The organism is Bacillus sp. SD088 (assembly GCF_017355205.1).
Lineage (GTDB): Bacteria > Bacillota > Bacilli > Bacillales > Bacillaceae_C > Lederbergia.
The window spans coordinates 26,465-39,767 of sequence record NZ_JADIJK010000018.1 but is presented as its reverse complement, the minus strand read 5'-3'; the positions used below and the strand labels follow the sequence as shown (position 1 = coordinate 39,767).

The 13,303-nt window shown below is 38.4% G+C and carries 11 protein-coding genes; 8 read left to right on the top strand and 3 right to left on the bottom strand.

The features are described from left to right. The first annotated feature begins 2 nt into the window (after positions 1-2). The 4 genes from IPU53_RS15955 (at position 3) to IPU53_RS15940 (ending at position 5,360) form a co-directional block, all read left to right on the top strand. On the top strand, positions 3-1,829 hold the full coding sequence (locus IPU53_RS15955; protein ID WP_207452018.1) for an ABC transporter ATP-binding protein: 1,827 nt from the start codon (positions 3-5) through the stop codon (positions 1,827-1,829). A gap of 740 nt (positions 1,830-2,569) precedes the next feature. Further along, positions 2,570-3,721 carry an MFS transporter gene (locus tag IPU53_RS15950; RefSeq protein ID WP_207452017.1) on the top strand — a complete coding sequence of 384 codons (1,152 nt, stop codon included), beginning with the start codon at positions 2,570-2,572 and terminating at the stop codon, positions 3,719-3,721. An 82-nt stretch (positions 3,722-3,803) separates the two neighbouring features. Beyond that, a complete protein-coding gene (locus IPU53_RS15945; RefSeq protein WP_207452016.1) occupies positions 3,804-4,667 on the top strand; it encodes a CvfB family protein in 864 nt (287 codons plus the stop codon). A 33-nt stretch (positions 4,668-4,700) separates the two neighbouring features. After that, entirely contained in the window at positions 4,701-5,360 is a 660-nt protein-coding gene (locus tag IPU53_RS15940) for a potassium channel family protein (protein ID WP_207452015.1), read from the top strand. Between the two features lie 516 nt (positions 5,361-5,876). Here the strand turns inward: IPU53_RS15940 and rnjA are convergent. Beyond that, positions 5,877-7,544: a ribonuclease J1 gene (rnjA, locus tag IPU53_RS15935; RefSeq protein WP_207452014.1), complete on the bottom strand. Its 1,668-nt coding sequence runs from the start codon at positions 7,542-7,544 to the stop codon at positions 5,877-5,879. After that, positions 7,544-7,759: a DNA-dependent RNA polymerase subunit epsilon gene (locus tag IPU53_RS15930; RefSeq protein WP_207452013.1), complete on the bottom strand. Its 216-nt coding sequence runs from the start codon at positions 7,757-7,759 to the stop codon at positions 7,544-7,546. The genes rnjA and IPU53_RS15930 overlap by 1 nt, the downstream gene beginning before the upstream one ends. Before the next feature lie 519 nt (positions 7,760-8,278). Between IPU53_RS15930 and IPU53_RS15925 the strand changes: the two genes are divergently transcribed. After that, positions 8,279-9,046 (top strand): Cof-type HAD-IIB family hydrolase, encoded by a 768-nt coding sequence (locus IPU53_RS15925; RefSeq protein ID WP_207452012.1) that lies wholly within the window; start codon positions 8,279-8,281, stop codon positions 9,044-9,046. A 276-nt stretch (positions 9,047-9,322) separates the two neighbouring features. Here IPU53_RS15925 and def read toward each other — a convergent pair whose 3' ends face one another. Further along, positions 9,323-9,880: a peptide deformylase gene (gene def / locus IPU53_RS15920; protein WP_207452011.1), complete on the bottom strand. Its 558-nt coding sequence runs from the start codon at positions 9,878-9,880 to the stop codon at positions 9,323-9,325. A gap of 171 nt (positions 9,881-10,051) precedes the next feature. On the opposite strand from def, the gene IPU53_RS15915 reads away from it, so the two are divergent. The 3 genes from IPU53_RS15915 to IPU53_RS15905 all read left to right on the top strand — a co-directional run bounded on the left by IPU53_RS15915 (position 10,052) and on the right by IPU53_RS15905 (position 13,184). After that, a complete protein-coding gene (locus IPU53_RS15915) occupies positions 10,052-10,708 on the top strand; it encodes a YkyA family protein (protein ID WP_207452010.1) in 657 nt (218 codons plus the stop codon). Positions 10,709-11,093: 385 nt separating this feature from the next. After that, the gene (pdhA, locus tag IPU53_RS15910; RefSeq protein WP_207452009.1) at positions 11,094-12,203 is read left to right on the top strand and encodes a pyruvate dehydrogenase (acetyl-transferring) E1 component subunit alpha; all 1,110 of its coding nucleotides are present in this window, start codon (positions 11,094-11,096) and stop codon (positions 12,201-12,203) included. Positions 12,204-12,206: 3 nt separating this feature from the next. Continuing rightward, on the top strand, positions 12,207-13,184 hold the full coding sequence (locus IPU53_RS15905) for an alpha-ketoacid dehydrogenase subunit beta (RefSeq protein ID WP_207452008.1): 978 nt from the start codon (positions 12,207-12,209) through the stop codon (positions 13,182-13,184). Positions 13,185-13,303: the final 119 nt, after the last annotated feature.

Genomic DNA, 13,303 nt, shown 5'->3' with positions numbered 1-13,303 from the left:
AGATGAAAAAAGAAAAAAAATTAAATCCGCTTGTGATGGAGCGATTTCATTATTCGACGGAACAATTAATTGATAAATCATTTAACTGGAAACAGCTGTATCGTTTATTAAATTATTTAGGTCCATATGTCAAAAACTTATTGCCAGCATCTATTATCACTGTGCTTATTACGACTGCAATCCGATTGGTCATTCCCATTTTGATCGGTGTTTATGCGTTGGATAAGGCGATTAATACAGAGAGCAACATTGCTTATTTAATGTGGATTGTAGCAAGTATTGCAGTTTTATATCTTCTAAATTATATAGCAAATATATATCGAATTAAATGGAGTAATGAATTGGGACAAAAAGTGATTTATGATTTGCGTAAGCATCTATTTACCCATGTTCAAGGGTTGTCCCATCGTTTTTTTGATCAACGTTCAGCAGGTTCTATTCTTGTTAGGATTATGAATGATACGAACTCATTACAGGACTTGTTCACAAACGGAGTTATTAACGTATTTATGGATATATTGATGCTTTTTGGAGTCATTATCATCCTATTTACGTTAAGCCCACAGCTAACATTAGCAGTTTTAGTTGTCCTTCCGTTGATGTTTTTACTTTCAACAGCGCTTAGAAAAAGCATTCGTCGATCTTGGCAATATATGCGATTAAAGCAATCAAAATTGAATTCACATTTAAATGAAAGTATTCAAGGGATTAGAGTCACGCAAAGTTTTACACAAGAAAAAGAAAATATGTCCTTTTTTGATGGAGTCAATACAGAAAACTTTGAAGCTTGGCGGTTGGCAACGAGAAAAAGTGCCATGTTTCGTCCGTTAGTCGATGTAACGAATGCCGTTGGGACTGGAATATTATTATGGTATGGAACTCATTTAATTCAAGCTGGCTCTCTCTCTCTTGGACAATTCGTTTCCTTTGCTTTCTATATTGGAATGTTCTGGGAGCCAATATCTAGACTTGGTCAGCTTTACAATCAATTGTTAATGGCAATGGCCTCTTCTGAGCGGATTTTTGAGTATTTAGATGAACTTCCGATTGTTCATGAAAAAGAAAAGCCGCTTAAATTAGGCGATATTAAAGGGCATATTCAGTTTGACAAAGTGGAGTTTTCCTACGATGATAAGAGAAAAGCATTAGATGGAATTTCATTAGAAATGTTGCCTGGTCAAACCATTGCTCTTGTTGGTCACACAGGTTCAGGAAAATCAACGATTGCGAATCTAATCACTCGATTTTATGATCCAACTGCGGGAGCGGTTCGGATTGACGGGAAGGATTTGCAAGATGTTTCCTTAACTGAACTTCGTCGGCAAATTAGTGTTGTTTTACAAGATACATTTATTTTTTCCGGCACGATCATGGAGAATATTCGCTTTGGTAATCCAGCTGCAACGGATAAACAGGTCAGGGAGGCAGCAGAAGCAATTGGTGCTGACAAGTTCATTAAAAAATTACCAATGGGCTACGAGACAGAAGTAGAAGAAAGAGGAAATATATTATCAGTTGGTGAAAGGCAATTATTATCTTTTGCCAGGGCACTTTTAGCTGATCCACGGATTATCATTTTGGATGAAGCAACAGCTAGTATCGATACAGAGACAGAAGTTCAAATTCAAACAGCTTTACAGACTTTACTTGAAGGTAGAACATCGATTATTATCGCACATAGACTTTCAACCATTAGGGATTCTGATAAAATATTTGTTCTTCAGCACGGAGAGATTATTGAAGAAGGAAACCACGATGAGCTGATGGTGCACAAAGGCGAGTATTATCGCTTAATAGAGGCCCAATTCAAAGTAATGAAAGCTATTTAACAAGAAAAGCGCAAGGCGCCCGCCTATCGGCGACAAGCAAATGTTCTGAGACAAAGAAAGGCGTTCTTTGCCTTTCATTGGCTCAGGTTATTTGACCTCGAGCCGATGGCGCCTGGAGCTAGACACCAACCGCAATGTAAACAGTTATCCACAAGCGACATTTTTATAGTTTCCTAAGCAAGAACAAAATTGCAAGCGCCTTGAACTAGGAAGAAAGGCTAAATTCGCGCCATCCTGGCGGCAGGCTCAAACGCGACGTCCTGTCGCTTCGTCTGCACTGGTACATCCTGTACGTCGCAACGCCGTTCTGACCAACATCCTGTTTCCTGAGATAAAGATACATGAAATGCGAAAGACGGCTGATTAGATGCGACAAGCAAATGTTCTTGAAACGAAGAAGGGCGAATTTTCCCTTCTGCGATTCAGGGTTATTTTGCGGAACATCGGTTAAAGGCTCGACGTCCTGTCGAAACACCGATGGACTCGCATCCTGCGAGTCTCTCGCTCCTGCCGTCTGTAGCTAGACAGCACGGCGAAGTATGAGCCGATGTTGACTTACGCAAGCAGAAGTTGAAAGTTTGCTAGTCGCTGGGCGCTGGAGCTGGATGCCGACCGCAAAATAAGTAAGTTATCTCAATACAAGCTGAATTTTTATTTAAGGCTTATTGCAGTTCAAAAAGGAGGTTGACCGAATTTGCGGCTCATCCTCCTTTTCATGTCTTTGTCTAAGGGGTTAGACCATGTTAAGAATATCACTATTTAATTTCTTTTATTATTGGATTGTCTCGATGATCAATGCATTTTTACCATTGTTATTTCGCTTTAAAGGCTTGAGCCCTGCTCAAATTGGGATTGTTTTATCTGTCGGCCCCATTGTTGCAATCTTTTCGCAGCCTTTTTGGGGAGTAATATCAGATAAAAAACAATCTGTTAAAAATGTTATTTTATTTTTACTAGTGGCAACGCTTATAACCGGATTAGCTGTCTTCCTTAGTCCAACCATGTCATTGTTAATGTTAATGATGATGATTTTTCATTTTTTTATGTCACCGATTCAACCGTTACTTGATAGCCTTTCAACGGTTTTTTCAAAAGAGAAGGGTGTTAGTTATGGTTCCATTCGTGTTTGGGGATCTATCGGTTTTGCGGTTGCTTCATTTGTCTTAGGAAACATCATAGGCTTAATAGGTATTCAATATTTATGGATTATCTATTCCCTAATAATCATAGGGGTTTTATGTATAGCTTTTCGGTTGACGGATCCAGTCATTGAAAGAAAACCACTAACAACAAAGGGATTTCAACAAGCTTTTCGGAATGCCCGTTTTTTGTTCTTTTTAATTGCGATCTTATTTATCGCCATTCCTCATCGAATGAATGATAGTATGTTGGCTATTTATTTACAGTCATTAGGTGCTTCGGAGGGAAAGATTGGTTTAGCTTGGACTTTTTCGGCGTTAAGTGAAGCTCCAGTTGTAGCGTTTATGTACGTATTAATGAAGAAGATACCGCTTTTGGTACTACTCGGAATAGCAGGGTTTTTTTATACAGGGAGATGGTTTTTATACGGCTTGCTGACAGACCCGATGATGATCATTTATTCACAAGCATTACATAGTGTGACCTTTGCTATCTTTATGGTCTCTGCATTGCAATATATCGCTACGATTATCCCTGCAGAGATGCTTGCTACAGGGCAAACTGTTTATTATGCCACTTTTAATGGTGTAGCCACTATTATTGGCAGTGCAGCAGGGGGATACCTAATGGATCTCTATGGTGGAGGTTTTATATATAAAATGGGAGCCATTTCCGCATTTATTGGGACGCTGTTATTTATTATTTTGTATGCAAACGATAAGGGTACGCAAAAACAATTACAACACACCTAAAAGCAATCATTGATAATTTTGTTTATAATTGCAGCATGATATAATGAACAAAATTGAGGAATGTAGATCGGAGGAGCAATTTATGGAAGCTGGAACAACAGCGGTCTTAAAAGTGGTGCGAGAAGCGCCTTTTGGTTATTTTTTGTCAGATGGTGAGGAGGATGTACTTTTACATCATAATGAAATGAAGGATGCTATTGAACTTGATCAAGAAGTAGAGGTATTCCTATATCAAGACCATCAAGGACGTTTAGCTGCTTCACAAACGATTCCAACTATCCAGTTGGGAAAATATGATTGGGTTGAAGTCGTAGGAATGAAAAAAGGGCTTGGAATTTTTGTTGATATCGGATTAAAAAAAGATATCCTCATATCACTGGACGACCTTCCGGATTCAACAAATTTTTGGCCTAAAGAAGGTGATCGACTCTATTGTACATTGGTTAGAAACAATAAGGATCGCTTATTTGGTGTGCCAGCAACGGATGAAGTGATGAGGGCGCAAGCAAAAGAGGCAGATAAAAGTTGTCTAAACCAATCTGTTAATGGGACTGTATACCGTGTTCTTCTCGTGGGTTCTTCGTTTATAACGGATGAAGGTATTGTAGGGTTTATCCATGAGTCTGAAAGCGAAAAAGAGCTCCGGTTAGGAGAAAAGTTCGTTGGTCGGGTTATTGATGTAAAAACAGATGGTACAATCAATGTCTCTTTGATGCCGCGAACGCACGAAAGAATCGATCAAGATGCTATTCAGATTATTGATTATTTATTAGGGCGTGGTGGATCGATGCCTTATTCAGATAAAAGCCAGCCTGACGATATTAAAAAACGATTTAATATGAGTAAAGGGGCATTTAAACGCGCACTAGGGAAACTATTAAAAGAAGGTAAAATTTATCAGGAAGATGGTTGGACCTATACAAAAAAGCAAGATGATAAGAAATAATGGATGGTTTTGCCATTTCGAGGGAGGTTTAGTATGAAAAAGCAATTCGCAGTGATAGGGCTTGGACGCTTTGGAGGAAGTATTTGTACGGAATTATTAGAACAAGGAATGGAAGTCCTGGCGATTGATAAGGATGAGGAACGAGTAAATGAATATGCGGCGATTGCCACTCACGCAGCGATTGCGGATACGACAGATGAAGCAGTTCTGAAAAATTTGGGAATAAGAAATTTTGACCATGTCATTGTCGCAATTGGTGATGATATTCAATCAAGTATACTCACAACACTTATTTTAAAAGAAGTAGGTGTTCATTATATTACTGTGAAAGCCCAAAATGATCATCATGAGAAAGTTCTTCGCAAAATTGGCGCAGATCATGTCGTGCACCCTGAACGAGATATGGGGAGGAGAATTGCTCATTATATTGTTTCGAAAAACATTCTCGATTACCTCGAACTCTCTGATGAATACAGTATTGTAGAAATAAAGGTGAATGAGTTATTAGCTGGACATTCTTTGATCGATTTAGATGTACGAGCCCGATATGGGATCAATATTGTCGCCATCAAAAGGGGAAGGGAGATTATTGTCACACCATCCGCTGAAGCCCCATTGCAGCGAGATGATATTTTAATTGTCATTGGAGCCGATACGGATATTAATCGATTTGAAAAAAAAGTCTTAGGTTAAGAAAAGTGCAAGGTGCCCACAAATGGATGAACGGGTACCTTGCACTTTTTTGTAATGTTCAGCTCAGTGCTCGCAGGAGGCGAAGGCATGAGGGTGTGATGAGCTTAACCGGTGTTCCATGAAATAACCTGAGCCAATGAAAGGGAAAGAACGCCTTTCTTTGTCTCAGGTTATTTGCTTGTCGAAGGGGCAACAGGATGTTGGTCAGAAAGGTGTTGCGACGTATTGGATGTACCAGTGCAGACGAAGCGACAGGACGTCGCGTTTGAGTCTGCCGCCAGGGCGGCGCGAATTTAGCCTTTCTGCCAAGATCAAGGCGCCTGCGCTTTTGTTCTTGTTAAGGAAATTATAAAATTGTCGCTTGTGGATAACTGTTTGCGTTGCGGTTTGACATCCAGCTCCAGCGCCTAGCCCCTCGAGGTCAAATAACCCTGAACCTATGAAGGGAAAAAGCCCCTTCCTAGGTTCAGGAACATTTGCTTGTCGGGGCTGATCAAGGCGCCTGCGCTTTTGTTCTTAAACTTCCATAATAATAGGTAAGATCATTGGTCGTCTTTTTGTTTTTTCATAAAGAAATGGAGTGAGAGTATCAATAATCTCTGTTTTTATCTCAGCCCATTGAGATGTTTTTCGGTCCATTACTTTGTTTAAGTGATGTGTAATATTTTTCTGTGCCTCATTAATAAGGTCTCCAGATTCTCTCATATATACAAATCCTCTTGAAATAATATCAGGTCCAGCAACAATTTGGTGAGTTTCCATGTTGATGGAAACAACTACAACCACTAAGCCCTCTTCAGAAAGAACTTTCCGATCACGTAAAACGATATTACCGATATCTCCAATTCCACTTCCATCAATATAGACGGAACCAGATGAGATTTTCCCTGCTACACTTGCTGCCTCATTACTGAGCGCAAGAACTTCACCGTTATCCATTATAAAACAGTTTTCTTCTATAACGCCACATTCCACAGCAGACTTTGCATGAATTCTTTGCATTCGGTATTCACCGTGAATAGGCATGAAAAACTTTGGTTTCATAAGACGGAGCATTAATTTTTGTTCTTGCTGGCCACCATGACCGGAAGTATGGATATTATTTAATGATCCAGCGATCACATCTGCTCCTGCTCTATATAACAGATTGATGGTTCGGTTGACACTGATTGTGTTTCCTGGGATTGGAGATGAAGAGAAAACAACAGTATCGCCAGGCTGTATTTGAATTTGACGGTGTGTACCATTGGCGATTCTCGATAGAGCAGCCATAGGCTCACCTTGACTCCCGGTACATAGAATCGTCACTTTATTAGCAGGAAGTCGATTCAATTGTTGAGGACTAATAAAAGTATCTTTTGGTGCTTGAATATAGCCTAAATCTTGTCCAATCTCGATCGCGGCATCCATACTTCGTCCGAAGACAGCAACTTTTCTACCATTGGCAACAGCTGCATCTGTAACTTGTTGTAATCTGTGAATGTTGGAAGCAAAGGTCGCAAAAATAACTCTGCCTTCTACTTTACGAAAAATTTCATCAATACTGTCTCCTACAAGTCTTTCTGACATGGTAAAGTTAGGGACTTCTGCGTTTGTACTATCTGATAAAAGACAAAGTACACCTTCTTTGCCGATTTGAGCCATCTTTGTAAGATTGGCAGGTTCACCAACAGGGGTAAAATCAAATTTAAAATCGCCGGTATGAACAATATTTCCCGGTGGAGTTTTCACAACGATTCCATATGAATCCGGAATACTATGAGTAGTACGGAAGAAAGAGATGGACGTTTTTCGGAATTTAATGATTTCGTCCTCATGAATTTCATGTAATTGGGCTTGACGTAATAATCCATGTTCCTCAAGCTTGTTGCGTATTAATCCCATGGCAAGTTTTCCTGCATAGATCGGGATGTTAATTTGGCGAAGAAGGTAAGGGATCCCACCAATATGGTCCTCGTGTCCATGAGTGATGAAGAGACCTTTAATTTTATCACTGTTTTTCACCAAATAAGTATAATCTGGAATCACATAATCAATCCCAAGCAATTCATCTTCAGGAAATTTAATCCCTGCATCAATAACGATAATTTCATCTTGAAATTGGACACCATATGTATTTTTTCCAATCTCACCTAATCCTCCAAGGGCGAATACAGCTGTTTGATCATTTTTTACAAATTTCATTATGAATAATTCTCCTGTAATGTAAAGTATGGGCTGTTTTTCTCGTACTCTAAATAGGCCCCTGTTAAAACTTGTACAAATTCAATATTAATCGGGCGATTTTTTAAAGAGAATCTTGCCTCTTGTTCGCTGGTCGATTCTAAATATAAAGTCTTTGTTTTTTCCCGAACGGGCATTTCTTTAAGTTCTTCTTGATAATAAACTTTAAAAATCATTTTTTCCTCTCCTTATTGCATTTCTTTGTTTTTATGCTTATGAATTTATAAAATTCTAGCTTGTGAATGAATTCTAACTTTCTGTTTCAACATCTAGTTCCAACGCCTGGCCCCGAGAGAATCGCAGAGTGCGAGTCCAGCGATAAAGGCATGCTGACATGGCGACTTAGCCGATGTTTCACAGAATAAAGTAACGGGCGCCTTATGCTTTTGTTTTAGGCGCAATTAATAATAAAGAATAAGCCCTCCTAATTTCAGAGGGGCTTGATTAAAAGGTGGATAGAAGTCAAGCGATCGTTTTCTTTCTCAATAAGTCTTTCCACTGTTTTAAAAGCTTTTTCTTGAGCTTTTTCAACATTGTGGTTCACTCCCTAATTCTATTTTAACCGATTAAAGCTGAAAGTAAAAGTAACTTATCTAGGAGAAGTCCTTTTTTGTGCAATTTATATATAATTATTATATGCTTTTGGTGAAAATCTATCAGTATTACACCAAGGAAAATAATGGAGGATTTAAGAAATGAGTAAAATAGTCTTTTTTGATATCGATGGAACTTTATTGGATGATCATAAAGAATTACCTGAATCTACTAGAGAGGCGATTACAGCATTACAGAAGAGTGGAGTGTATACAGCACTAGCAACAGGAAGAGCGCCGTTTATGGTAGAACCGCTCTTAAAGGAATTAAATATGAAATCATATGTAAGTTTTAATGGGCAGTTTGTTATGTTTAATGGGAATGTCATTTACGAAAATCCATTACATCCAGAAAATCTTAGTAAGTTGGAAAATGAGGCAAGCAAGAACGGACATCCGATTGTTTATATGAATCGTTCAACCCTCAAAGCAAATGTAGATTATGATCAACGTATTGAAGAAAGTTTAGGGACTTTACATTTGGCGCACCCACAATTTCATACAGATTTCTATTGGCAAACGACTATTTATCAAGCTCTTCTTTTTGTCAATCAAGCAGAAGAAAGGTATACAGCTCATTTTAATGAATTTGATTTTATTAGATGGCATGAAAATTCAGTTGATGTAATCCCAAAAGGCGGTTCGAAAGCAAAAGGGATACAAAAGCTTATAGAGAAATTAGGTATTGAGATGGAGAATGTCTATGCTTTTGGAGATAGTTTAAATGACATTGAAATGTTGCAAACGGTCGGGACAGGAGTAGCGATGGGGAATGCATTAGAAAATGTGAAGGATGTTGCAGACATTGTGACAACGAGTGTGGATCAGGATGGCATAGCGAATGGCTTAAAAAAGATTGGTTTGCTCTAGTAGAGGATACTCAAAAGGATCAAAAACTAAATTTGTGGCAACAATCGCCACGCCTTTCTGATCTTCTTCTTGCATGCCACGGTAATGCAACGAAATGATCTTCGATTAAGTGTCGACACGTCTTTGTTGGACGTTTGCGGTTGACGTCAGCACAGTCGCCGACTAGGTACTGCTAGTAGCAAAGAGTGAGCTTCAGGTAACTATTGGCAGAAACCTTGCCAAATTCTAAAAAAACCCTTCACCAAAGATAGATCTTCGTCTTTGATGAAAGGGGGCTTATCGCTCTATCGGAATTGCTCCCTCAGGGGCTACTAATGGATTGTCTTGATCAATATGGTCATAAAACATAATACCATTTAAATGGTCTAATTCATGTTGAAAAACGATTGCAGGCATTCCTTTTAAGCGTAGTTTGATTTCTCGTTCTTGATCGATATCATAGCCTTTCAGGGTAATGCGTGCGTGTCGTAGTACATAACCGGGAACATCACGATCAACAGATAGACACCCTTCTCCAGCAGTCAAATAAGACTTTTCGACAGAATGGCTAATAATTTTAGGATTGATTAAGGAATAAAAATATTCTTTTCCGTCCTCTTCCTCAAGGCGAACCGCGATCATTCTTTTGGAAACATTAATTTGTGAAGCAGCAAGTCCGACTCCAGCACGCAAATTATACTTTTCGCTTATTTCTGGATCCTGACTGTTTATTAAAAACTGTTGCATTTCTTTTAAAATGCGGATTTCTTCTTGTGATGGAGGCATTTTGATTTCTTGTGCGGTCTCTCTTAAAACCGGATGACCCTCTCTCACAATATCTTTCATTTGAATCATAAAACCAATTCCCCCCAATTTGGTCGAAAAAATAGTAAGAAAAGCGCAAGCGCCAATTTTATACTTTACCTTTTGCTAAAACACATAAATTAATCTTATTTATTCTCAAGAAAGTTGTCAAATTCTAGTTATAAGGGTATAGTTTTAATGGAAGATGTTAGGAGGGTTTTGATGAAGAAACTGATTACTTTTCTGGCCATTGGTTTGGTAGTTGCTATGGTTGCAGCGTGCTCATCAGCTGAAGAAAATGTTTATAAAATTATCGAGGATGCGGCTTCTGAAGAAAACGCTTTTGAAAAGCAGCAAAAACCAATGAACAAATTAGAATCGGATGAAAAAGCATTGTTTGATGAAATTATGGAACTTGGAATGAAAGAGTTTGATCAAATTCAAAAATTGTCTGATGAGGCATTGTCGAATTTAGACGAACGAGAAAAACTCATAAAAAAAGAAAGTGAAGCTCTTGAAAAGTCCAAAGAAGAATTTCAGAAGGCAAAAACGGAATTGGACAAAATAAAAGATGAGAAGTTAAAAGTAGATGCACAGCAGTTAGCAGAGGTTATGGACGCTCGTTACAGTGCCTACGACACACTCAACTCAGCCTATCTTACAGGTATATCTGAAGATAAGAAGATCTATGAATTATTGAAAGATGAAGAGTTGTCTATGGAGAAACTCGAGGAGCAAATCGAGATTTCTAATAGTGCGTATGAAAAAGTTCGAGAGGCGAATGATACATTCAATGATAAAACTGAAGAATTTAATGACAAAAAACTAGATTTCTATAACAAAGCCGGGTTTGACATTACGACTGACAGCGAAGATTAACAGGAAACGATTAACGTATTCCTGTTTTTCAACTTGCAATGGCTCCTGTTATAGGAAATCCAAAATATATATAACAGTAATCTAGAATGTTATAATACAGTTTATCAATATAGTATTTCGGACTTTTATGTTTTGGGCAGATTTATTGACTCAATATGTGTTTTCATGTAAACTAAAAATCGTAAAAAGTTGTTTTATTTTTTTGCGAAATGGATTAATACAGTTTGTTTTACAGCATATTTATCATTTTTTGTTATTCTTTATAAAAATGTGGAAAACTTAAACTAAGAAATAAGCTTAAAATGCGTTAATTGCTGTCTTAATGATAATAATTAATCTTTTAATCCATTCCAAAATATCAATATAGAAAGGATAGGTGGCTTCAATGGCTTCAAAGAAAGCTCAATTCGACGCTGAAAAGACGCTCGAAAAAATTGAAAGTCAATTTGAGATTGTCCAGGTTTTAAATGAAAAAGGCGAGGTTGTAGATAAAGACTTAATGCCTGATTTGTCTGATGAGCAATTAGAAGAGTTAATGCGCCGTATGGTGTATACAAGAATTCTTGATCAAAGAAGTATTTCTCTTAATAGACAAGGACGACTCGGGTTCTATGCTCCAACTGCAGGTCAAGAAGCATCCCAAATTGCTTCTCATTTTGCTTTAGAAAAAGATGATTATATTTTACCTGGTTATCGTGATGTACCACAAATTATTTGGCATGGTTTGCCATTATATAAAGCTTTCTTATTCTCCAGAGGCCATTTTGTAGGAAATCAAATGCCTGAAGGTGTTCGTGTCACTTCTCCACAAATTATTATTGGAGCACAATATGTACAGACCGCTGGGATAGCATTAGGAATGAAAAAACGCAACAAAAAGACTGTGGCAGTTACATACACAGGGGATGGCGGAACATCTCAAGGGGATTTCTATGAAGGAATGAACTTTGCTGGGGCGTTTGGTGCACCTGCAATTTTTATCGTGCAAAATAACCAATATGCGATTTCTACCCCACGAGAAGCACAAACAGCAGCTAAAACTCTTGCTCAGAAGGCTGTTTCTGTTGGGATTCCCGGCGTTCTAGTAGACGGGATGGATCCACTAGCTGTTTATGCAGTTGTGAAAGAAGCGAGAGATCGTGCTGTCAACGGTGGAGGTCCGACTCTTATTGAGACACTTTGTTACAGGTATGGTCCTCATACTATGGCGGGTGATGATCCTACACGCTATCGTACTTCAGATACGGATAATGAGTGGGAGAAAAAGGATCCACTTGTAAGACTTCGTCTTTTCCTTAATGAAAAAGGAATTTGGAATGAGGAAAAAGAAAATAAAGTGATCGAACAGGCGAAGGAAGAAATCAAAGAGGCGATTAAAAAAGCGGATGAAACTCCAAAACAAAAGGTAACAGACCTAATTTCAAATATGTTTGAGGAACTACCAAATAATTTGCAGGAGCAATATGAAATTTATAAAGAGAAGGAGTCGAAGTAAGCCATGGCGCAAATGACAATGATTCAAGCTATCACGGATGCGCTTCGTACCGAATTGCGCAACGACGAAAATGTACTTGTGTTCGGTGAAGATGTTGGCGTGAATGGCGGTGTATTCCGTGCAACTGAAGGACTTCAGAAAGAATTTGGTGAAGATCGAGTATTTGATACACCACTTGCTGAGTCGGGGATTGGCGGTCTTTCGATTGGCTTAGCAGAAGAAGGTTTTCGACCTGTACCTGAAATTCAATTTTTCGGTTTTATATATGAAGTAATGGATTCTGTGAATGGTCAAATGGCGAGATGGAGATACCGTTCTGGTAATACGAAGCATGCACCTATTACAATTCGTTCACCTTTTGGTGGTGGAGTACACACACCAGAATTGCATGCTGACAGTCTTGAAGGCTTAATGGCACAACAACCTGGATTAAAAGTCGTGATCCCATCAACTCCTTATGAAGCGAAAGGTTTGTTGATCTCTGCGATTCGCGATAACGACCCGGTTATTTTCTTGGAGCATATGAAATTGTATCGTTCTTTCCGTCAAGAAGTTCCAGAGGAAGAATATACAATTCCACTTGGAAAAGCAGAAGTAAAACGTGAAGGTTCTGATTTAACGATTGTTACTTACGGAGCAATGGTTCATGAATCTTTGAAAGCAGCCGAAGAACTTGAAAAAGAAGGACATTCTGTTGAAGTAGTTGATTTAAGAACAATTAGCCCAATTGATGTGGAAACAATCATTGCCTCTGTTGAAAAGACAAATCGTGCAATTGTTGTTCAAGAGGCACAAAAACAAGCTGGAATTGCTGCCAATGTGGTGTCGGAAATTACAGAGAGGGCTATTCTTAGTCTTGAGGCACCTGTTCTAAGAGTAACGTCTCCTGATACTGTTTTTCCATTCTCACAAGCTGAGGCCGTTTGGTTGCCAAATCACAAGGATATTATGGAAACAGCGAAAAAGGTACTAGACTTTTAATAATAAAATGCATGTTTGCTGGAAATAAACGATTCCACCTGTTGTTTAAACAAATCAACGATGTATTCTTGTTTCCAAAATAAATTTATATTTGAATAAAGAATTAACAGGAGGGTGAA